Genomic DNA, 20,062 nt, shown 5'->3' with positions numbered 1-20,062 from the left:
GGCATCTGATGCTGGATTTGGGACGTACATTCCTGCAGAGCGTGGAGCGCAACCCGGACGCGATCGCGGCCGTGGAAGGCGATACCCGCCTGACCTACGCCGCATGGCTGGAGCAGATCCTGCGCGTCGCGCAAGGGTTGGACGAACTGGGGCTGGAACACGGCGATCATCTGCTGGTGGTGTTGCAGAACCGCCTGGAAATGGCCACGCTGCACTGGGCCTGCCAGTTCCTGGGGGTGATCGTCACGCCCTTGAACTGGCGCGCCAAGCCCGAGGAAATCGACTATTGCCTGATCGATGCCGCGGCCAGGGCCATCGTCTACGAAGAAGTCAGCGCCGAGGCCGTGGCGCAGTCGGCCGAGGCCTCGAAGGTGCCGCGCATCGTGGTCGGCGCGGACGATGCGGCGACCCACGCGTACGCCGGCCTGCTGGCCGCCCGGCCCTGGACGGCCGGCCCGCGGGCCGCGGCGGATGACATCTCGCTGATGCTCTACACGTCGGGGACGACCGGCAAGCCCAAGGGCGTGCCGCGCCGCCATCGCCAGGAGCGGGCGGCCGCGCTGGGCCACGTGGCGCAGAACCAGTACGGAATAGGCGAGTGCACGCTGGGCGTGATGCCGCTCTACCACACCATGGGGGTGCGCTCGCTGCTGGCCATGGCGCTGGTGGACGGGTGCTTCGTGTGCCTGCCGCGCTTTGCGCCTGCCACCGCGCTGGCCCTGATCCAGCACGAGCGGGTCAGCAACCTGTATCTGGTGCCGACGCTGTATCACGACCTGCTGGCGCACGCGGATTTCGCAGGCACCGACATCTCCAGCGTCCGCAAGCTCGGCTTCGCCGGAGCACCCATGCATGACGCGCTGCTGCTGCGCCTGGACGAAGCCTTCCAGCCCGAGCTGTTCGTCAATCACTACGGCAGCTCCGAGGTCTACACCATGGCCGTCAACCCCGATGCGCGCCGCAAGCCAGGCAGCGCGGGGCGCGCGGGCATCAACACGCGCCTGCGCCTGGTAAGGCTGGAGACGACAGATCCCGACGACCTGGCGCCGCGCGGAACGGAAGGGCAGATCATCGCCGACCTGGCTGGCGACGAGGCGTTCGAGGGCTATTGGAACCGGCCCGATGCCAACGCCAAGTCGCTGCAGGGCGGCTGGTACTTCACCGGCGACACGGGCTACCTGGACGAGGACGGCGAGCTGCACGTGACCGGGCGCGTGGACGACATGATCATCAGCGGCGGCGAGAACATCTCGCCAGTCGACATCGAGTCGGTGCTGTCCCTGCATCCCGGCGTGGACGAGGTGGCCGTGGCGGGCCTGCGCGACGAGCGCTGGGGCCAGCGCGTCGTCGCCTTCATCAAGCGCAAGGACGCTGTCGACGGCGAAGCGCTGGACGCGTATTGCCGGGGCACCGATCTGGCCAATTTCAAGCGTCCGCGGGAATACGTCTTCGTCAGCGAGATTCCCAAGTCCCCGGTGGGGAAGATCCTGCGCCGCAAGCTGACGGCCGGCGAGTTCGACCCGGACCGTTCCTGATTCCGAAATCCCGTGCATGACCTACTGAAGGATATCTCCATGCCCAAGCTCAACCATCCGGCCCAGACCCTGCTCGAACAACTCGACGGCTTCGACGTCATCGTCGATGCGGAGCGCGAGCGCGCCGACATCGTCCTGAAGCGCCCCCCGTTCAACATCATCACCATGCCCGAGCGCGAGCAGTTGCGCCTGGTGTTCGAGGCGCTGGACGAAGATCCGCGCGTGCGGGTGATCGTGCTGCGCGCCGAAGGCGAGCACTTCTCCAGTGGCGGCGACATCCGCGGCTTCCTGGAGGCCACGCCCGAACACGTTTCCAAGCTGGCCTGGAACATCGCGGCGCCGGCACGCTGCTCCAAGCCGGTGATCGCCGCCAACCGCGGCTATTGCTTCGGCGTGGGATTCGAGATCTCGCTCGCCTGCGACTTCCGCATCGCCAGCGTCACGGCGCAATACGCGCTGCCCGAACAGAAGCTGGGGCAGATTCCCGGATCGGGCGGCTCGGCGCGCCTGCAAAGCATGATCGGCATCGCCCGCACCAAGGACGTCGTGATGCGCTCGCGCCGCATCCCGGGCCAGCAGGCCTACGACTGGGGCTTCGTGGTCGAGTGCGTGGCCGACGACCAGCTCGAGGCCGCCACCGACAAGCTGGTAGACGAACTGCGCGGGTTCTCGCCGCTGGCGCAGCGCACGGTCAAGAAGCTCCTGAACGATTCGGAAGACTCGCCGGTGTCCATCGCCATCGAACTCGAGGGCCATTGCTACAGCCGCCTGCGCACCTCCGAGGATTTCCGCGAAGGCGTCGAGGCGTTCCACGCCAAGCGCAAGCCCCAGTGGAAAGGGCGCTAAGCCAGGGCACTGCCTCATTCCAACAACGGAGACATCATGAATACGACCACGGATACCGTTGCGGGCGCGGGCCCGCTCGAGCCGGCCGCCGATCCCGCGCAGTCGCGCAAGGCCTTCATGGCGGGCCTGGCCTCCACCTTCGGGTGGGCGCTGGACCTGTTCGACCTGTTCATCCTGCTGTATGTGGCGCCCATCATCGGGCGGCTGTTCTTCCCCTCGGACAAGCCGACCCTGTCGCTGGCGGCGGTCTACGCCTCGTTCGCGGTGGCGCTGCTGGTGCGGCCGCTGGGCTCGGCCGTGTTCGGCGCCTATGCCGACAAGCACGGACGCAAGCGGGCGCTGATGATCTCGATGGTGGGCGTGGGGCTGAGCACGGCGGCGTTCGGCCTGTTGCCGACCATCCACCAGGCCGGCGTGATCGCGCCGGTCATCTTCCTGGCGCTGCGCATCGTGCAGGGCCTGTTCGTGGGCGGCATCGTGGCCTCGACGCACACTATAGGCACGGAGTCGATCGCGCCGCGCCACCGCGGCCTGATGTCGGGACTGGTGGGCAGCGGCGGCGCGGGCATGGGCGCGCTGATGGCCTCCATCGTGTACTTCGCGCTGTCCTACGTGTTCCCCGGTGATCGCTTCGACCAGATCGGCTGGCGCGTCATGTTCTTCTCGGGCCTGATCAGCACCGTCTTTGGCCTGGTGATGTACCGGCTGCTGGATGAAACGCCTTCGTTCAAGAAGATCCAGGCCGAGCGGGCCAGGCAGAAGGGTGGGGCGGCCAGGCAGGCTTCCCCGCTGAAGACGCTGTTCGCGGGCGAATACCGCAACGTGCTGCTGGTCAACCTGCTGATCACCTTCGGCGGCGGCGCGACCTACTACATCACCGCGGGCTATCTGCCGACGCTGCTGAAACTGGTCGCGAACGTGCCGCACGAAAGCTCGGCGCTGATACTGATGATCAGCTCGGTGGGCACCATCGTCGGCGCGCTGGCCTTCGGCGCCCTGAGCGACATCATCGGCCGCAAGAAGACCTTCTACGCGCTGGGGGTCTTCTGCCTGGTGCTGCTGCCGTACCTGTTCCTGCTCATCGCCAAACCCGCGTCCCTGCCGCGGATCACGATGATCGCCTCGGCCATCGCCCTCTTGGGCGGCGCCATCATCGCGCCCGTCATGATCTTCCTGAACGAGCGCTTTCCGGCCAAGATGCGCGCCAGCGGCACCGGACTGTCCTGGAACATAGGCTTCGCCGTCGGCGGCATGATGCCCACGGTGGTCTCGCTGCTGAGCGGTTCGCCGCAGGACATCCCGCATGTGCTGGCCATCACCTCGGCCTTGCTGGCGGTGGTCTACCTGGTGGGCGCCAAGGTCGCGCCCGAGACCCACGGCCAGTTCGACTAGGACGGAGGCGGCTGGGCGAACATGGGATCTACGCCCCCGCCTCGGGAGCTTCGCTGGTGATCACCGCGCCGTTGCGCATGACCTTGGTGACCGGCGTATTGGCCACGATCTCCAGCAACCGTTTCCATTGCTCGGCGGTGAGCGGCTGGTCCGAATACAGCCTGCGGTGGATGTGCGCCGTGCCCTGCTCGTCGAAGCGCAAGGCCAGCTCGGCGCGGAATTCGCCCAGGTTCCAGCCCTTGCGCTGCGCGTACATGCGCAGGGTGATCGCGGTGCAGGCGGATAGCGACGCCAGGTAGTAGTCGAAGGGCGCCGGAGCGCCGCCCTGGCCGCCCAGGGACTTGGGCTCGTCGGTGTCCAGGCCGAAGGGGCCGGCCTGGATTCGATGCAGGTAGTCGGTGCCGGTGGAGACGATGGTGGCCTTGTGCATGGCGAGTCCTTCAGGAAATGGAGTCGAGCCGCACCCAGTCGGCGGTTTCCATGACGTAGGGCGCGAACAGGTAGTCCCGGATCCGGGCCACGCCTTCCTCGCGCCACGTCAGCAGCACGAAATGGGCGGGCTGGTCCATGGGGCCGCGAGCGTCGTAGACCAGCATCGCCGGCCGTCCTTCGACCGCGCCCGGCGCGAATCGCCAGTGCACCGCCTCGTCATAGCGGGTGAAATAGAAGTCTACTTCCTTGCGCCCCTGCAGCTTGAGGCGGTTGACGAGGTCCAGGCGGGCGTCGTCGGCCAGCATGCGGCGTATCGCGTCGAAGTCGCCGGCCTGGAAGCGGGCGACGTAGTGCCGCAGGCGCTCGTGGTCGTCGTCCGACAGCGGCACGGGCCCAGGCCGGTCCCCGCCCTGGGCCACCAGTTCCCGCAGTCGCTGCCTGCCGCGTTGCAGGGCCGATTTGGCGGCCGGCACGCTGCAGTCCGCGACCTCGGCGATCTCTTCGACGGAATGGCCCAGGACGTCCTTGAGGATGACGGCACAGCGCTGGAGGACCGCCAGTTGCAGGAAGGTCCGGAACCCCACCGCGACGATGTCGGACTGGGGGAGTTCCGTTCCCGGTTCCATGTCTTCGGATAAGGGTATTTCCTGGGTCCGGGCGCGGGCGCGCAGGAAGTCCAGGCTGGCGTTGTGGGCGACGCGGAACAGCCAGCCTTCGATGTTGGCGGTGTCCGCGACGGACGAACGGACGGCCAGGGCCTTGATGAGCGTTTCCTGGACGACGTCCTCGCCATCGATGGTCGAGCCGGTCATGCGGGCGCAATAGCGGTGGAGCCGTGGCCGCATCCCGGCCAGCAGAGTGGCGAACGCGTCGTCGTGGTTCATGGATTTCCTGTCAGCGATGATGCGAGAGTACGTCCGTGCCCAGGATGGAGTCGAACGAGGCGAGGTCGCGGATGGTCGGGAAATAGGCTTGCATGCGCGGATCGGCGCGCATCGCCTCGACGTCGGCGGCGCTGTCCCATTGGGAGTGGATCACGATGCGCTTGCCGTCGCCGCTGGCGATCAGGCGGGTCGAAATCCAGCCCGGCAGCGTCCTGATGACGGTTTCCGTGTTCTGGCGCAGCGAGGCGAGCAGCTCCTGCTGCTTGCCGGGATGGACCGACAGGACGTTGACGAGAGTGACGGCTTGCTGGGCGGCGATGGTCATGGAGAGGCTTCCTACAGGGATGGAACCGGCACGGGCGTGTCCGGTACTCCCAAGACGAATCGGACGAGGAAAACGGATCGGTCGGCGGGAAAAATTTCCTGGCTGCTGTTCAGTGATCGGTTTTCGTCATGAGCCTGGCCGCCGCGTCCACCGCTGGCCGCAGGTCCAGCAGGTGGCAGGATGCGGAGCCGACCTGTCCGGTCCTGGCCAGGCCCTGCCGGACGAGTGTCTCGCCCAGGGAAGGGAAGCGGTCGGCATCGCCCGCGGGCAGGTCGAAGGCCACCCAGCGCCGCTGGCCGTCCACCCATAGGGGCGCGCCTTCGGGAATCCTGGGCGGCGCAGGCGAAGCCAGGGTCTCGGCCATGTGAAAGGCCGTGCATGCGCCGAAGCCGGTGCCCAGCAGCAGGATGCCGGCGCGTTCGCGGTACAGGCATCCCAGCGGCCCGCCGTGGCCGAAGGGGTCGTCCAGCGCCTGGGTGGTCGTGATCGCTTCGGCCAATGGGCCCAGCGCGGCGAAGGAGCACAGGGGGTGGGGGCTGCGGCGGGCGCCGGGCCAGGTCCGGAACAGTTCCGCTACGGCGCCCATGCCGCGCGTCGGGGTGGTGGACGGGTCGAACGGCGGCAGCGTGGCCCGGATCGTGTCGGTCCAGGCGGGCGGAACGGCGGGCGCCTGCCAGTTGGCGGGATCGCTCAGTTGCGACGACTGTGCGGGCATCACTAGCGTGCCGGTCGGACCCACGGCGTCGAGCAGGGCGCGCACGACGGTTTCGGCTCCGCCCGAGATCCAGCCGAGCCGGCTCAGGGCGCAGTGCACGAGCAGTGCCATGCCGGGCGCGACACCCAGCCGGGACAGGTCCCTGGCCAGGCTTTCCCGGGTCCGGGGCTCGGGCGTGGCGGTGATGATGGCGTGTTCGGTCACGAGGGTGGGCAGTCAAGAATATTTGAATAACGGATATTTGACGTATATCTGAATTGCAAATATTATGGTTTTATTCGAATTCCAGGTATCTTGCCATGTCCATGCCACCTCAAGTCCTGGCGACCGCCACGCAACTGGGAACGGTGCTGCAGGCCGCCCGCAAGTCCCAGGGGATGACCCAGTCGGCCCTGGCCGGCCGTATCGGCCTGAGCCAGTCGCGGGTGTCCCACCTGGAACTGCACGCCCATGAGCTGAGCCTGGAGCAGTTGCTGGCCTGGTGTGCCGCGCTGGGGCTGGAATTGACCCTGGGGCCGCGCGGCGGCCAGGCGCCACCGCCCACTGTACACGCGGACTGGTGACATGGGCCGCCGATCGCATGGCCGCAGCCTGTACATCTGGACCAATGGCATCCGCGTCGGCCGCTGGACGATTCCCGCGCGGGGCGAGATGGAGCTGCACTACGACGCGGACTGGGTGGGCGCCGACATCGGCCGACCGCTCTCGCTGTCGCTGCCATTCAACCTGCACAACCTGCCCTTGAAGGGCGAAAGGGTCGCCAATTATTTCGACAATCTCCTGCCCGACAGCGATGTGATCCGCCGGCGCGTGGCCGAGCGTTTCCGCACTGGCTCGACCGATCCCTTCGATCTCCTGAAGGCGGTCGGCAGCGACTGCGTGGGGGCGGTACAGGTACTGGGCGAGCACGAGACGCCTGACGGCCACGATCGCATCGAAGGCGTTCCCCTGTCCGACGAGGACATCGAACGGCATCTGATCGAGACGGTGTCGCCGCGGGCCTTCGGCGCCCAGGGGGATCCGGATGCGGATTTCCGCATCTCGCTTGCGGGCGCGCAGGAGAAGACCGCCTTCCTGTGGTGGAATGGCCGATGGCACGCGCCGCGCGGCGCCACGCCCACCAGCCACATCTTCAAGCTGCCGCTGGGATTGATGGGCGGCCGGCAGGCGGATTTCACCACCTCGGTCGACAACGAATGGCTGTGTCTGAGGCTGCTGAAAGCCTATGGGCTGGATGTGGCCGGCGCTGACATCGCGGCTTTCGGCCAGCAGCGCGTGCTGGTGGTCGAGCGCTTCGACCGGCGGATCGCGCCCGATGGCCGCTGGATCATGCGGCTGCCGCAGGAGGATTTCTGTCAGGTGGCGGGATGCTCGCCGCTGCGCAAGTACGAGAACGAGGGCGGGCCGGGGCTCAAGGCCTTGTTCGCCACGCTGCGGCAATCGGTGAACGCCGACGCCGACATGAAGACCTTGATGGCCGCGCAAGTCCTGTTCTGGCTGTTGCGCGCGCCCGACGGCCATGCCAAGAACTTCAGCATCCATCTGCTGCCGCGCGGCCGTTTCCGCCTGACCCCGCTGTATGACGTGATGTCGGCCTACCCGGTGCTGGGGGAGCGGGCCAACCAATGGTCGCCCCGCGAGATCAGGCTGGCGATGGCGCTGCTGGGCAAGAACCGGCACTATGCGATGCACGGCATCCAGCGCCGCCACTTCGACAGCACGGCGCGGCAGGCCGGCTACGCGCCCACGGCCGAGCCGGTCATCGGGGAAATCCTGGCGCGCACGCCCGCGGCCATTGCCCAGGCGCAGGCGGCGCTGCCGCGCGGTTTTTCGCCGCGTGTCGCGGACACCGTGCTGGGCGGGCTGGAACAGGCCGCCGGCGCGCTGGCGGCGATGGGGTCCTGATTCCCATGGGAGCTTGGCAATGTCTCGAATCTTCATCACGGGCTCGGCCGACGGGCTGGGCAAGGCGGCGGCCGGCACGCTGCTCGCCGACGGCCACGAGGTCGTGCTTCACGTGCGTGGCCCTCGGCGGCTCGACGCGGTCCAGGACTTGCTGGACCGGGGCGCCCGCGCGGTGGTCGGCGATCTGTCGGACCAGGGGCAGGCCGAGGACGTCGCCGCCCAGGTAAACCGGCTCGGCCGCATGGACGCGGTAATCCACAACGCCGGGGTCTATACCGGGCCGCAGATACTGCCGGTCAATGTGGTCGCGCCCTATGTCCTGACGGCCCTGGTCACCCGGCCGGATCGCCTGGTGTATCTGAGCAGCGGCATGCATGCCGGTGGCCGTCCGGAGCTGGACGGCCTGGACTGGCGCGGGCGCGGCGAGTCGGCGTCCTATTCGGACAGCAAGCTGTTCGTGACGGCGCTGGCGATGGCGATTGCCCGGCTGTGGCCCGGGGTCGTCGCCAGCGCGGTCGATCCGGGATGGGTGCCGACGAAAATGGGCGGCCCCAACGCGCCCGACGACCTGCGCCTGGGCCACCTGACCCAGGAGTGGCTGGCCGCCGGCGGGGACGCGCGGGCCCGCGCGAGCGGCGGATACTGGCATCACCAGCAGCGGCTCGACCCGCATCCGGCCGCGCGCGACGCGGCTTTCCAGGACGAGCTGTTGCGCGAGCTGGAACGGGCCACGGGGATCGCCTTGCCCAAGGCCTGACGATGACGGCGAGCAAGATGCGGCAACGGTTCATCGATACGAAAAAGCGCCTGTATCGGTGGATGAAGTACCGTCTGACCCGGCCCGCGCCGCCTCCGCTGCCTTTCGACATCAAAGGCCCGGTGGTGGTGGTCGGCTCCGCGCCGCGGGCCAGTCGGCCGGTGGGCCTGGATGGCGGCTATGCCATCATCACGGTGAACGGATCCCAGGCGGTGGCCGCGCGCTGGGGCATCGAGGTGCCCGACATCACGATGATGATGTTCAACCAGATCGAGGGAACCACGCACAACGCGCGCGAGGTCCGGCGGGTCCTGGGCGGGCGGCGGACCCGGGCGCTTTACGTGCTGCTGTGGCGCAAGAGCGAACGCGAGCGGCTGGAGCGCGGGCTGGCGTCGTTCGACTACCGCTACGACCATCTCTACATCGTCGACCGCTATGAACGGATGGCGCTGCTCGACAAGGTGGCGGGCCTGCATTCGCTGGAGATCGATGCCGAGTCGAAGTGCTCGAACGGCATCAACGCGGTGCTGTACGCCCTCCATCATGGCGCGCCGGCGGTCATCATCTCCGGCATCGACCCGGGCTCGGCCGGGCACGCCTACAACGATGCGGGCCTGGCGCGGCTGCATGTGCGCATGGATCTGATCATCCTGCAACGCCTGCTCGATGCGGGGCGGCCCATTTTCACCGCCGATCCGCAGGTTGCCCGCGCGACGGGCATCCCCTTGTGGGATGAGGGATGCGCGCAGCGAGTCACCGGCCGCGCTGCCTGACATGCAGAAGGCGATCGCGGGTGGCGAACCATTCGTCCGCATAGTCGTCGTGCCTGCGTTCGTCGAAGTAGGGGCCGCCGGTGGTGAAGTGCACCAGCCTGGCGTCGGCCAGGTAGTGGTATTCATTGACCAGCCAGTTCCACGCAGTGGGCAGTTCACCGATGAGGTCGTCTGACTCGAGCCACTTGAACTGGTGCAGGTCCAGCCCGGTCGCGGTATTCACGTAGTAGGGGTCGAGCCGGCGGCATTTCGCGTTATTGAAGAGCAGAACGCTGGACCAGTTCTTCTTCGTGTATTTGGCCTGGACCTGCCCCAGGAACTTGGTCTCGCTTTTGGGCACATAGTCGTGCTTGACGCACATCGCGGCAAAGCGCTCGTCCCTCAGGGCCCAGAGCTCCGCGATGTCGGTACGTACCAGCGTGTCGCAATCGATGAACAGGGACCAGCCCTGGAAGCCGCTCAGGTAGGGCACCAGGAAGCGCGAGAACGAGAACTCGGTCGACTGCAGCGGATTTCGCGGTCGGGCGAAGACGCCCTCCAGATGATCCAGGGCGACCGGGGTGATGGAAACAGGCATGGAGCTTTTCTCCAGGATGCTCTGACACAGCACGTGATAGGCGACGACTTCCTTGCTGTCGAAGCCTATGTAGATGCGGGCAGTTTCTATCATGGCCGGCCGGGTCGAGTTCTGCTGGAACCCCATGTTGTACCGGGCCGCCGCCCGGGCGGGCGTATCACAACGTTTCATAAGAAACAGGCGCCGCCTCGACATTCCCGGCGGATCAGCAAACAATTGGCCACATGCCCGTCGCCCGCCGATTCGCCAACACCGCGCTGAAGCTGTTGTACCGTTACACCCACGGTCCGGGCCAGCGCCACAACGAGCGCCTGTGGCCGCACGTGTCGGTCGGACGCGACGCCCAAGGCCATGTGGCCGGCTATGCGTACCGGCGCCGGCCGCTGCCCTTGGCCAATGCGAGCGTGGCGCGGGGAGCCTCGTCCGGAACGGGGCACATCATCGCCTGCGGCCCGTCGATCAACGAGATCGACTACGGCCGGCTGTCCTTGACCAACGTGATGGGCGTGAACGGCGCCATCGCGCTGCTCGACCGTTACGCCCTGCGCTTCGACTATTACTGTTTCAACGATACGGGCTTTGTGCGCGCCCGCCCCGAGCTGGTCCGCCGCATCGTCGGGCAGGACCTGCTGTTGTTCACCACGCCGTTGTGCCTGTGGCACGTGCTGCAACGGATACCACCCGAGGCGCTGCGCTGCCGGCTGTTCCTGATCGAGAATCCCCAGCGGCGCGCGTTGTTGCCGGCGCGGACGATGGCGCAAGTGCGGCGCGATCATCCCGACGGCGAGCTGGCCGTTTTCGACCCGGACCGGGCGTTGGGATTCAGCCGCGACATCCGCAAGGGCGTGTTCGACGTCGGGACCGTGGCTTACACTGGCCTTCAGGTCATGGCCTGGCTGGGGTTCTCGGAAATCGTGCTGCATGGCGTCGATCTCTGCAATGCCGCCACCGCGGCCCGCTTCTACGAGTCGCCCGCCGATCGCCTTCCCACCACGCTCGACCAATACCTGCCCGGCCATATCCTGCCATCGTTCACACGGGCCGCGGCATTGCTGCGCGAATCGGGCGTGCGGATCGTCAACCTGTCGCCGGGCGGCGCGCTGTCGGGCGGCATGTTCCATCAGCAGGATTGGCGCACGCTGGCCGGGGGTTGATGCCGAGGAGCATATGGAAGACCGGATCAGGCTTTTCGTCGGATGCGATCCGAACGACTGTGATCTCGAACAGATGATGGTGCTGGAATACAGCGCGCGCAAGCACTGTTCGCTGCCCATCGACATCGAGTGGATGCGGCTCTCCAGGGATCCGTCCAGCTTCTGGCATGCCGATCCGGAGCGGGGGTTGGGCTGGCGGACGCAAGCGTGGGCCACGCCGTTCTCGGGATTCCGCTGGGGCGTGCCGGCGTTCTGCGGCTATCAGGGCCGGGGTATCTACCTGGACACCGACATGCTGGTGCTGTGCGACCTGGCCGAACTCTGGCGCATGCCGTTCGGCGCGGGCAAGGTCCTGAGCGGCAAGGGACGCAAGGCCTCGTGGCGTTTTTGCGTGACGGTATGGGATTGCGCCGCCGCGCGGGCGCATCTGCCGCCCATCGAAAGCCTGCGCGCCGAGCCCGACGCGCACCAGCGCATGATGCGGTATTTCACCGGACATCCCGAGCTGATCGAGCCTATGCATTCCGACTACAACAACATCGATGGCGAGCGAACGCCGCTTGATGACATTCGCATCCTGCATTATTCGGACATGGGAACGCAGTTCAGCCACAAGTACGCCTTCCCCAGGCTGGAGCGGGAAGGCCGCGAGCATTGGTTCGACGGCCGGGTGCTGCCGCATCCGAGGGCCGACCTGGCCGGGCTATTCGATACCTGCTATCGGGAAGCGCTGTCCGCGGGATATGCGCTCGACAGCTATCGGGCCCCGCAGCCATTCGGCGACGTGATGAAGTCCACGCAGCGCGACTATGCCGGCAACCACCGCACCCGCAAGCGCTCGTTCTGGTCGCGCCTGGGCCTGGGCGGCTCCGCCGATTGATCGTTCACTTGCGAATATCCGGTGACGATTTGGTTACGATAAAAAACAAGTCGCACCGGAGGGCAGAGTAGAGTCGATTACATCGACCTGGACCATTGCACAAAGGGGGCTGCCATCAACCATCCCCGACATCCGATCCAGCCAGGCTGGTCTGTTGCCTTCGTGATGTCGCCGCGCATCGGCGACACGCTGATCTCGATGGTGGTCGCCAACAATCTCGTCCGCCATGGGATCGATGTCACGGTCTTCAGCCGCCATCTGCATGCCATGCGCACGTGGTTTCCCGGCTTTCGCATAGAGCCCGCCCTGCATGCGACGCAGGCCCGGAGCCGGCTCGAGCGTTTCGACGTGGTGCTGCACGCCTACGAAACCGACGTGCCGGACGATGTGCACGACTGGCATCCGCGCGTCTGGGGCATGGACGGATGGCCCACGTATCGCCAGGTCAAGCCCATGGTGGACATCCAGCTGGACGTATGTCGCCATTGTTTCGGGCTGGATGCCCTGACGCGCGACAACGGCCTGGCCGTGCCGGTCGACGTCGGCGTGTCGGGGGTGGGCAATCGGGTAATCATTCATCCCACGGCAAGCGACATCCAGAAGCAGTGGCTGCCCGGTCGTTTCCTGAAACTCGCGCGCCGGCTGCGCGGCCGGGGCTACGAGCCGAGCTTCGTCGTCGCGCCGCGCGAGCGCGAGGAATGGGCATGGGTAGAAGCACAGGGCTTTCGCCTGGTCTCGCACGAATCCCTTGACGACCTGGCGCGCTGGCTCGCAACGGCTCGTCTTTTCGTGGGGAACGATTCGGGCCTTGCCCACCTGGCCTCCAACGTGGGAGTACCGGCCGTCTCGCTCGCGATGCGGCCGCGAATCGCGGTGCGCTGGGCGCCGGGCTGGGCGCCCAGCGTGACGGTTACCGCGCCGCCGCTGATGCCCGGCCGATGGATGCGGGAACATTCATGGAAGTACCTGTTGTCGGTCCGCAAGGTCGAGGCCGCGATCGAGAGGCTGCGCCGGCGGGTCTCGGAGGCTGTGCTGGCTTTCGATCAAGGCAGCACGGGCGAGCGGACGACGAGCAAGTCCATGATCAGTGCCAGCCCCATCGCGCAGACGCCGATGACGAAGAGCCGCGCATAGCCGAAGACGAACGGGGGCAGGGGCAGCAGCCCGGTCCCATGTACGCTTACCGCCAGCAACCGCGCAATCCCCAAGCAACCTGACCCCGGACGAGCCTGGATCTCGCGCTTGACGTTTTCGTCGAATGAAAAATATAATGAAATTAGACAAAATAAAACGAAATTAGAAAGCGGAGGCAGATATGGGCCGCATCGTGCGGATGGGTGCCGGGTCGGGTTTCTGGGGCGACGCGCTGGACCCCGCGGAAGAACTGCTGGAACGGGCGAACCTGGACTACCTGTGTTTCGACTATCTGGCCGAACTGACCATGGCATTGCTGCAGCGGCAGAAGCTGAAGCGGCCCGATGCCGGCTACGTGCCGGATGCGGTGCAGGCCATGATCGCGTTGCTGCCGAAGGCCAAGGCCGCCGGCACGCGCTTGATTTCCAATGGCGGCGGCGTCAATCCGCGCGCCGCGGCTGACCGGATCGCCCAGGGGGCCCGCCAGGCGGGACTGGGCGGCGCCCGCATCGCCCTGATCGAGGGCGATGACATGCTGGACAAGCTGGATGCCCTGGCCGCGCAAGGCGTGCCGCTGCGCAATCTCGATACGGGAGACGAGGATTTCGCGGCCATTCGCGATCGCGTGGTCTGCGCGAACGTCTATACCGACAGCTCGGGGATAAGCGAGGGGCTGGCCGGCGGGGCCGATGTCGTCATCGCCGGACGGGTGTCGGACAACGCGCTGTACGTCGGTCCGTTGGCGCACGAATTCGGCTGGCGCCGCGACGCGGCGCACGTGGACCGGTATGCCGCGGCGGTCACGCTGGGGCATATCGTCGAATGCGCGGCGGGCTGCTCGGGCGGCATGTCGTCGCGGTTCGCGGAAATGCCGCACATGGGCCGGGTCGGTTTCCCCATCCTGGAGGTCGGCGAGACGGGCGATGCCACCGTCACCAAGCTGCCGGGCAGCGGCGGCCGGGTCGATCAGTGGACCGTCAAGGAACACCTCGTCTACGAAATCGGCGATCCCCGCCGCTATCTGATGCCCGACGCGGTGGCGGATTTCACGTCTCTCGCGCTGAATGACGAAGGCCAGGACCGCGTCCGCGTCAGCGGCATGCGGGGGGAGCCCGCGCCCGACCAGTGGAAGATGGTAGTGGGCTACCAGGACGGCTGGATAGGGGAGACGATGGCCTTTTTCCCGTGGCCCAATGCCTACGACCGTGCCGTGAAGGCGCGCGAGACCCTGCTCGAGCGTTTCGAGCGGATGGGGCTCGCGGCCGACCAGGTGCATTTCGATTTCGTCGGCCTGAACACCCTGCATGGGCCGGCGGCGGCGTTTCCCGGCCGGGAGTGGGCCAACGAACTGCCCGAGGTGGGGCTGCGCTGCGCGGTGCGTACGCGTACCCAGGAGGAAGCCGACAAGGTGCGGCGGGCCGGGACGAATCTTTGGATCATGGGGCCGGGCGGCACGTCGTTCGGCACGCCGATGAAGCCGCGTCCCGTCATCGCGCTGTGGCCGACGCTGATCCCGCGCGACGCCGTCGTACAGAAGACCGAGATCCTGGTGGCTTGAGGAGCATGCCGATGACACTGCAAGTGAAAGATATCGCCTACGTGCGGTCCGGAGACAAGGGGGACGTCTGCTCCGTGGGCCTGGTTGCCCGCGGCCCGCGAGAATATGCGTGGCTGCGCGCCAGCGTGACGCCGGCCGACGTGAAGCGGATCTACGGCGACTGGGTGCGGGGCGAGGTGGAGTGCCATCCCATGGACAACATCGGCGCGGTGGTCGTGGTCATGCGCCACGCGTTGGGCGGTGGTGCCACGCGCACCCTGCGGCTGGACCAGACCGGCAAGTCGCTGGGCTATGCCTTGATGCGTTTGCCGGTGCGTGGCGCCGAGACGCTTTCCTGACGATTCGACGCCATGGCCATCCTATCCTCCCGCACGCGCACCGACGGCAAGGAGTTCGCCGCCAACGCCGCGGCCTATGCCGAACTGCGCGTACCGCTGGATGCCGCGCGCCGGCGCGCCATCGAAGGCGGCGGCGAGCGCGCGCGCCAGACGCATCTCGCGCGGGGCAAGCTGCTGCCGCGCGAACGGATCAATACCTTGCTGGATCCCGCAACGCCGTTCCTGGAGATCGGGCAACTCGCGGCCGATGGCTTGTACGACGGCCAGTCGCCGGGCGCGGGCATGATCACCGGCATCGGGATGGTGGCGGGCCGCGCCTGCGTGGTCATGGCCAACGACGCGACGGTGAAGGGCGGCACCTACTATCCGCTCACCATCAAGAAGCAGTTGCGCGCGCAGGCCATTGCCCGCGAGAACGGGCTGCCGTGCGTCTACCTGGTGGATTCCGGCGGCGCCTACCTGCCGCTGCAGGGGGACATCTTTCCCGACGAACATCATTTCGGCAAGATCTTCCGCAACATCGCCGAGATGTCCGCCCTGGGCCTGAAGCAGGTCGCGGCCGTGCTGGGAGCGTGCACGGCGGGCGGCGCCTACATTCCCGCGATGTGCGACGAGACCGTCATCGTCGACCAGGCCGGCACGGTCTACCTGGGTGGGCCGCAGCTCGTGCAGGCGGCCACCGGCGAACGGGTCGATGCGCAGGCGCTGGGCGGGGCCGACGTTCATACGCGCCTGTCCGGCGTCGCCGATCATTTCGCCCACGACGAGCTGCACGCGCTGACACTGGTCCGGGACATCGTGGCGCGTGGCAAGACCGGTGCCTTGCCGGCACCGCCACGGGCGCCGGTTCCGCCGCGCCACGATCCGGCCGAACTGCCCGGGCTGATTCCCGCCAATCCGAAGCAGGCCATTCCGATCCGCGACGTGCTGGCGCGGCTGCTGGACGGCAGCGAGTTCGTCGCCTACCGGGAGCGCTACGGCGCCAGCCTGATCTGCGGCACGGGCGCGATAGGCGGCTATCCGGTCGGCATCCTGGCCAACGACGGGGTGCTGTTCGGCCAGAGTGCGCAGAAGGCGGCCAACTTCATCGAGCTGTGCTGCCAGGAGAATATCCCGCTGGTGTTCCTGCACAACATCAGCGGCTTCATGGTCGGCGTGCAGTACGAGCAGGGCGGGATCGCCAAGGACGGTGCCAAGATGGTCAACGCGGTGTCCACCGCGCGCGTGCCCAAGTTCAGCGTGGTCATAGGCGGCAGCTACGGCGCGGGCGCCTATGCCATGTGCGGGCGCGCCTTCGGGCCGCGCCTGATGGCGATGTGGCCGAACGCGAGGACGTCGGTGATGGGGGGCGAGCAGGCCGCCACGGTGCTGGCCCTGGTGCGCGCCGAGCAACTGGCGCGCCAGGGCAAGGCATTTTCCGCCGAGGAGTCCGAGGCCTTCAAGGCCCCGGTGCGCGCCGTCTACGATGCCGAGAGCACGGCCCTGCATGCGGCGTCGCGCCTGTGGGTGGACAGCGTGATCGAGCCCGCCGATACGCGCGCATGGTTGACGCTGGGCCTGGCGCTGGCGGCGGGCAGCCCCGAGGAATCGACACGCTTCGGCGTTTTCAGGATGTAGGACATGTGGAAGAGAATCCTGATCGCGAACCGGGGAGAGATTGCCCGGCGCATCGCGCGCACGTGCAGGCGCCTGGGCATCGAGTATGTGGCGGTCCACTCCGAAGCCGACTCCGCCGCGGCCCATCTGGGCGGCGCGGTGGAAACGGTGTGCCTGGGACCGGGGCCGGCCGGCGACAGTTATCTGCGCGGCGACCGGCTGGTCGAGGCGGCGCTGCGCACGAACTGTGAAGCGGTGCACCCGGGCTACGGCTTCCTGTCCGAGAACAGCGAATTCGCCGCGGCCGTCGAGCACGCGGGACTGGTGTTCATCGGACCCGCGCCCGAAACCATTTCCATGCTGGGCGACAAGGCGCGAGCCAAGGCACTGATGCGCGCGGCGGGCGTTCCCGTGGTGCCGGGCACCGACGAAGCCAGCGACGATCCCGGGCAGCTCGAGGCGCAGGTGCGCGCCATCGAACTGCCGGTATTGCTCAAGCCCTCGGCCGGTGGCGGCGGCAAGGGCATGCAGGTCATCACGCGCCATGAAGGATTGGCGGACGCGATCGAGTCGGCGATCAGGGTGGCGCGCAGCAGTTTCGGCGACGGCCGCATGATCGTCGAGCGCTACATCGGCCAGCCGCGCCACATCGAAGTGCAGATCTTCGGCGACGGCCGGGGCGGGGCGGTGCACCTTTTCGAACGCGAATGCTCGCTCCAGCGCCGCCACCAGAAAGTGGTGGAAGAGGCGCCCGCGCCGGACCTGCCCGCCCAGGCGCGCGAGCGTCTGCTGGAGGCGGCGCTGCAAGGCGCGCGCAGCCTGAACTACCGCAACGCCGGAACCTTCGAGTTCATCGTCGGCCGCGATCTCCAATGCTACTTCCTGGAGGTGAATACGCGCCTGCAGGTCGAGCATCCGGTTACCGAGGCCGTTACGGGCCTGGATCTCGTGGAATGGCAACTGCGGGTGGCGGCGGGCGAGGCCTTGCCGCTGGCGCAATCCGCCATCGCATGCCATGGCCATGCCATCGAGGCGCGCGTCTACGCCGAGGATCCCGCGCAGGATTTTCGGCCGTCGCCGGGCACGGTGGTCCACGCGCGATGGCCCGCCGGCCTGCGGGTGGACACGGCGCTGGACGCTTCGGGCGAGGTCCCGTCTTTCTATGATCCCATGGTGGCCAAGCTCATCGCCCACGCCGGCGACCGCCAGGCCGCGCTGGCTGCGCTCAGGGCGGGCCTGGACGACACCGTGCTGCTGGGCGTGGCCGCCAACGTGGGTTACTTGTCGCGCGTTCTGGGCGATCCGGCGGTCGGTTCGGGGCACGTTCACACGCGTTACCTGGATGAGCGCAAGGATCTGCAAGCGCCGCGCAGCCGCGAGGCGGCCGTGGCGGTGGGCGCCGCGCTGCATTTTCCCGTGGCCGCGGAGCCAGGTTCGCCGTGGACGCGGGAGGCCGGGCAGGGGGCAATGGACCGGCATTGCCTGGATGCCGAGGCGCCGCTGGGGCGCGCGCATTTCGAGCTGGACCAGGAACCGGTCGCGGCGGGCTTCGCGGCGGCCGATGGCCGGGGCGTGACAGTGGAGGCGGCCGGCAGGGCGTCGCATGTCGTGCGCGACGCCTCGAACCTGCGCGGACAGGTGGACGGCCGCTACTGGGAAGCGTGCCCGGCCGAATCCGGCTGGCATGTGCAGGTGGACGGCGACCACTACACCGTGCGTCCGCGCAGGACTCGCGAGGCCGATGGCGCGGACGCGGACCGGCTGGCCACGGCGCCGATGTCGGGCGTCGTCGCGGCGCTGCCGGTGCGGCCCGGCGACCGGGTCCAGCCGGGCGACACGCTGGCCATCATCGAGGCGATGAAGATGGAGCATGCCATCACCGCCCGCGAGGCCGGCATCGTTCAGGCCTTGCGCTATGCGCGGGGAGAGAGCGTCCGCGAGGGCGATCTCATCGTCGAGGTCGACTACGGCGCCGCGCCATGACCTTCCATTCCGAGCCGGCGGGCGCCGGCCGTACCGAGACCACCATGAACAAGCCGCTGAGCCATCTTCGCGTCGTGGACCTTTCCCGTATCCTGGCCGGCCCCTGGGCCACGCAGAATCTGGCCGACCTGGGGGCGGAGGTCATCAAGATAGAAAAACCCGGCGCCGGCGACGATACCCGGCAGATGGGACCGCCGTTCCTGGCCGACGAACGCACGGGGGAAGACGGCGACGCCGCCTATTTCATGAGCTGCAACCGTGGCAAGAAATCGGTGGCCGTCGACTTTTCCGATCCACGCGGACAGCGGATCGTCCGGGACCTGGCGCGGGGCGCCGATGTGTTCGTGGAGAACTACAAGGTCGGTGGCCTGAAGAAATACGGACTGGACTACGACTCGCTGCGCGAGATCAATCCGCAACTGGTCTATTGCTCGGTGACCGGCTTCGGGCAGACCGGCCCCTACAAGGATCGCGCGGGCTACGACTACCTGATCCAGGGCATGGGCGGCCTGATGAGCGTGACGGGCGAGCGCGACGACCTGCCAGGCGGCGGGCCGCAGCGGGCGGGGGTGGCGGTGGCCGACCTGCTGGCCGGCATGTACGCCACCACCGCCATCCTGGCCGCGGTGCAGCACCGCGACCGGGGCCACGGCGGCCAGCACATCGACATCAGCCTGCTGGACTGCATGGTCGGCTCGCTGGTGAACCAGTCGATGAACTACCTGGTCAGCGGCCAGGTGCCGCAGCGCATGGGCAGCGGCCATCCCAACATCGCGCCGTATGCCGTCTATCCGGCGGCGGACGGCCATCTGGTGCTCGCGGTCGGCAACGACGCGCAGTTCCGCCGCCTGTGCGAGGCGGTGGGCCAGCCCGGCGTCGGCACCGACGCCCGCTTCGCGACCATCGCGGACCGGGTGCGCAATCGCGCGGAGCTGGATGCGTGGCTGGTGCCCGTCACGCGTTCGCGCAGCCTGGCCGACTGGACTTCGCTGCTTGAACGGGCCCAGGTGCCCGGCGGCCCCATCAACCGCATGGACCAGGTCTTCGCCGACGAGCAGGTCGTCGCGCGGGGCCTGCGCGCCGAGCTGCCGCATCCGCGCTATGGCCGGGTGCCGACGGTGCGCAATCCCATGCGCTTCTCGGCCACGCCGCTGGAGCCGGGAAGCGCGCCGCCGCTGCTGGGCGAGCACACCGACGAGGTCCTGCGGACGGTGGGCGTGACGCCCGAGCAACTGGCGGCGCTGCGCGAAGCCGGCGTGCTTTGATCAAGAGAACATT

At 67.7% G+C, this 20,062-nt stretch carries 20 protein-coding genes; 15 read left to right on the top strand and 5 right to left on the bottom strand.

The genetic code is table 11. The annotated features are described in order from the left end of the window. The first annotated feature begins 8 nt into the window (after positions 1 to 8). From EGT29_RS14615 to EGT29_RS14605, 3 genes are read left to right on the top strand one after another with little or no spacing between them, the layout of a single operon-like run. The gene (locus EGT29_RS14615) at positions 9 to 1,535 is read left to right on the top strand and encodes an AMP-binding protein (protein ID WP_124689674.1); all 1,527 of its coding nucleotides are present in this window, start codon (positions 9 to 11) and stop codon (positions 1,533 to 1,535) included. Positions 1,536 to 1,574: 39 nt separating this feature from the next. Next, complete coding sequence (locus tag EGT29_RS14610) at positions 1,575 to 2,381, top strand: enoyl-CoA hydratase/isomerase family protein (protein ID WP_124689673.1); 807 nt, start codon at positions 1,575 to 1,577, stop codon at positions 2,379 to 2,381. Positions 2,382 to 2,417: 36 nt separating this feature from the next. Beyond that, a complete protein-coding gene (locus tag EGT29_RS14605; protein WP_192901755.1) occupies positions 2,418 to 3,773 on the top strand; it encodes an MFS transporter in 1,356 nt (451 codons plus the stop codon). Positions 3,774 to 3,801: 28 nt separating this feature from the next. Here the strand turns inward: EGT29_RS14605 and EGT29_RS14600 are convergent, their stop codons facing one another. The 4 genes from EGT29_RS14600 to EGT29_RS14585 form a co-directional block, all read right to left on the bottom strand. Then, positions 3,802 to 4,203 carry an OsmC family protein gene (locus tag EGT29_RS14600; RefSeq protein ID WP_124689672.1) on the bottom strand — a complete coding sequence of 134 codons (402 nt, stop codon included), beginning with the start codon at positions 4,201 to 4,203 and terminating at the stop codon, positions 3,802 to 3,804. A gap of 10 nt (positions 4,204 to 4,213) precedes the next feature. Then, the gene (locus EGT29_RS14595; protein ID WP_124689671.1) at positions 4,214 to 5,089 is read right to left on the bottom strand and encodes a sigma-70 family RNA polymerase sigma factor; all 876 of its coding nucleotides are present in this window, start codon (positions 5,087 to 5,089) and stop codon (positions 4,214 to 4,216) included. Positions 5,090 to 5,099: 10 nt separating this feature from the next. Beyond that, positions 5,100 to 5,414, bottom strand: coding sequence for a putative quinol monooxygenase (locus EGT29_RS14590; RefSeq protein ID WP_124689670.1), 315 nt, complete (start codon positions 5,412 to 5,414; stop codon positions 5,100 to 5,102). A 109-nt stretch (positions 5,415 to 5,523) separates the two neighbouring features. Next, a complete protein-coding gene (locus EGT29_RS14585; RefSeq protein ID WP_124689669.1) occupies positions 5,524 to 6,333 on the bottom strand; it encodes an aminoglycoside N(3)-acetyltransferase in 810 nt (269 codons plus the stop codon). A gap of 95 nt (positions 6,334 to 6,428) precedes the next feature. Between EGT29_RS14585 and EGT29_RS14580 the strand changes: the two genes are divergently transcribed. Genes EGT29_RS14580 through EGT29_RS14565 form a run of 4 tightly spaced genes read left to right on the top strand, consistent with a single transcriptional unit; the run spans position 6,429 to position 9,564 of the window. Further along, positions 6,429 to 6,692 (top strand): helix-turn-helix domain-containing protein, encoded by a 264-nt coding sequence (locus tag EGT29_RS14580; protein ID WP_124689668.1) that lies wholly within the window; start codon positions 6,429 to 6,431, stop codon positions 6,690 to 6,692. Position 6,693: 1 nt separating this feature from the next. Further along, the gene (locus EGT29_RS14575) at positions 6,694 to 8,034 is read left to right on the top strand and encodes a type II toxin-antitoxin system HipA family toxin (protein WP_124689667.1); all 1,341 of its coding nucleotides are present in this window, start codon (positions 6,694 to 6,696) and stop codon (positions 8,032 to 8,034) included. Positions 8,035 to 8,053: 19 nt separating this feature from the next. Beyond that, positions 8,054 to 8,791 (top strand): SDR family NAD(P)-dependent oxidoreductase, encoded by a 738-nt coding sequence (locus EGT29_RS14570; protein ID WP_124689666.1) that lies wholly within the window; start codon positions 8,054 to 8,056, stop codon positions 8,789 to 8,791. Between the two features lie 2 nt (positions 8,792 to 8,793). Next, the gene (locus tag EGT29_RS14565; protein ID WP_202865537.1) at positions 8,794 to 9,564 is read left to right on the top strand and encodes a hypothetical protein; all 771 of its coding nucleotides are present in this window, start codon (positions 8,794 to 8,796) and stop codon (positions 9,562 to 9,564) included. On the opposite strand, the gene EGT29_RS14560 is transcribed toward EGT29_RS14565, so the two are convergent. Next, a complete protein-coding gene (locus tag EGT29_RS14560; protein WP_202865536.1) occupies positions 9,545 to 10,312 on the bottom strand; it encodes a glycosyltransferase in 768 nt (255 codons plus the stop codon). The genes EGT29_RS14565 and EGT29_RS14560 overlap by 20 nt on opposite strands. Positions 10,313 to 10,365: 53 nt before the next feature. On the opposite strand from EGT29_RS14560, the gene EGT29_RS14555 reads away from it, so the two are divergent. From EGT29_RS14555 to EGT29_RS14520, 8 genes are all read left to right on the top strand, one after another. Then, on the top strand, positions 10,366 to 11,295 hold the full coding sequence (locus tag EGT29_RS14555) for a hypothetical protein (protein WP_124689665.1): 930 nt from the start codon (positions 10,366 to 10,368) through the stop codon (positions 11,293 to 11,295). 13 nt (positions 11,296 to 11,308) lie between these two features. After that, entirely contained in the window at positions 11,309 to 12,175 is an 867-nt protein-coding gene (locus tag EGT29_RS14550) for a glycosyl transferase (RefSeq protein ID WP_124689664.1), read from the top strand. 165 nt (positions 12,176 to 12,340) lie between these two features. Then, positions 12,341 to 13,309: a glycosyltransferase family 9 protein gene (locus EGT29_RS14545; RefSeq protein ID WP_124689663.1), complete on the top strand. Its 969-nt coding sequence runs from the start codon at positions 12,341 to 12,343 to the stop codon at positions 13,307 to 13,309. A 181-nt stretch (positions 13,310 to 13,490) separates the two neighbouring features. Beyond that, on the top strand, positions 13,491 to 14,867 hold the full coding sequence (locus EGT29_RS14540) for an acyclic terpene utilization AtuA family protein (protein ID WP_124689662.1): 1,377 nt from the start codon (positions 13,491 to 13,493) through the stop codon (positions 14,865 to 14,867). Between the two features lie 11 nt (positions 14,868 to 14,878). Further along, a complete protein-coding gene (locus tag EGT29_RS14535; protein WP_124689661.1) occupies positions 14,879 to 15,205 on the top strand; it encodes a hypothetical protein in 327 nt (108 codons plus the stop codon). A gap of 12 nt (positions 15,206 to 15,217) precedes the next feature. Next, the gene (locus EGT29_RS14530; protein WP_124689660.1) at positions 15,218 to 16,822 is read left to right on the top strand and encodes a carboxyl transferase domain-containing protein; all 1,605 of its coding nucleotides are present in this window, start codon (positions 15,218 to 15,220) and stop codon (positions 16,820 to 16,822) included. Between the two features lie 3 nt (positions 16,823 to 16,825). Further along, entirely contained in the window at positions 16,826 to 18,784 is a 1,959-nt protein-coding gene (locus EGT29_RS14525; protein ID WP_124689659.1) for a biotin carboxylase N-terminal domain-containing protein, read from the top strand. After that, positions 18,781 to 20,049 carry a CaiB/BaiF CoA-transferase family protein gene (locus EGT29_RS14520; RefSeq protein ID WP_238159990.1) on the top strand — a complete coding sequence of 423 codons (1,269 nt, stop codon included), beginning with the start codon at positions 18,781 to 18,783 and terminating at the stop codon, positions 20,047 to 20,049. The genes EGT29_RS14525 and EGT29_RS14520 overlap by 4 nt, the downstream gene beginning before the upstream one ends. The last annotated feature ends 13 nt before the right edge of the window (positions 20,050 to 20,062 follow it).

Source organism: Pigmentiphaga sp. H8 (genome assembly GCF_003854895.1).
In the GTDB taxonomy this organism is placed as follows: domain Bacteria; phylum Pseudomonadota; class Gammaproteobacteria; order Burkholderiales; family Burkholderiaceae_B; genus Pigmentiphaga.
The sequence above is the reverse complement of the archived record's forward strand: the minus strand, read 5'-3'. Positions and strand labels throughout refer to the sequence as shown.

What these genes read in the sequence shown, in the direction of transcription:
- EGT29_RS14615 (WP_124689674.1), top strand. Translation starts at nt 9, where the DNA reads ATGCTGGATTTGGGACGTACATTCCTGCAGAGCGTGGAGCGCAACCCG.
- EGT29_RS14610 (WP_124689673.1), top strand. Translation starts at nt 1,575, where the DNA reads ATGCCCAAGCTCAACCATCCGGCCCAGACCCTGCTCGAACAACTCGAC.
- EGT29_RS14605 (WP_192901755.1), top strand. Translation starts at nt 2,418, where the DNA reads ATGAATACGACCACGGATACCGTTGCGGGCGCGGGCCCGCTCGAGCCG.
- EGT29_RS14600 (WP_124689672.1), bottom strand. Translation starts at nt 4,203, where the DNA reads ATGCACAAGGCCACCATCGTCTCCACCGGCACCGACTACCTGCATCGA.
- EGT29_RS14595 (WP_124689671.1), bottom strand. Translation starts at nt 5,089, where the DNA reads ATGAACCACGACGACGCGTTCGCCACTCTGCTGGCCGGGATGCGGCCA.
- EGT29_RS14590 (WP_124689670.1), bottom strand. Translation starts at nt 5,414, where the DNA reads ATGACCATCGCCGCCCAGCAAGCCGTCACTCTCGTCAACGTCCTGTCG.
- EGT29_RS14580 (WP_124689668.1), top strand. Translation starts at nt 6,429, where the DNA reads ATGTCCATGCCACCTCAAGTCCTGGCGACCGCCACGCAACTGGGAACG.
- EGT29_RS14575 (WP_124689667.1), top strand. Translation starts at nt 6,694, where the DNA reads ATGGGCCGCCGATCGCATGGCCGCAGCCTGTACATCTGGACCAATGGC.
- EGT29_RS14570 (WP_124689666.1), top strand. Translation starts at nt 8,054, where the DNA reads ATGTCTCGAATCTTCATCACGGGCTCGGCCGACGGGCTGGGCAAGGCG.
- EGT29_RS14565 (WP_202865537.1), top strand. Translation starts at nt 8,794, where the DNA reads ATGACGGCGAGCAAGATGCGGCAACGGTTCATCGATACGAAAAAGCGC.
- EGT29_RS14560 (WP_202865536.1), bottom strand. Translation starts at nt 10,312, where the DNA reads ATGAAACGTTGTGATACGCCCGCCCGGGCGGCGGCCCGGTACAACATG.
- EGT29_RS14555 (WP_124689665.1), top strand. Translation starts at nt 10,366, where the DNA reads ATGCCCGTCGCCCGCCGATTCGCCAACACCGCGCTGAAGCTGTTGTAC.
- EGT29_RS14550 (WP_124689664.1), top strand. Translation starts at nt 11,309, where the DNA reads ATGGAAGACCGGATCAGGCTTTTCGTCGGATGCGATCCGAACGACTGT.
- EGT29_RS14545 (WP_124689663.1), top strand. Translation starts at nt 12,341, where the DNA reads ATGTCGCCGCGCATCGGCGACACGCTGATCTCGATGGTGGTCGCCAAC.
- EGT29_RS14540 (WP_124689662.1), top strand. Translation starts at nt 13,491, where the DNA reads ATGGGCCGCATCGTGCGGATGGGTGCCGGGTCGGGTTTCTGGGGCGAC.
- EGT29_RS14535 (WP_124689661.1), top strand. Translation starts at nt 14,879, where the DNA reads ATGACACTGCAAGTGAAAGATATCGCCTACGTGCGGTCCGGAGACAAG.
- EGT29_RS14530 (WP_124689660.1), top strand. Translation starts at nt 15,218, where the DNA reads ATGGCCATCCTATCCTCCCGCACGCGCACCGACGGCAAGGAGTTCGCC.
- EGT29_RS14525 (WP_124689659.1), top strand. Translation starts at nt 16,826, where the DNA reads ATGTGGAAGAGAATCCTGATCGCGAACCGGGGAGAGATTGCCCGGCGC.
- EGT29_RS14520 (WP_238159990.1), top strand. Translation starts at nt 18,781, where the DNA reads ATGACCTTCCATTCCGAGCCGGCGGGCGCCGGCCGTACCGAGACCACC.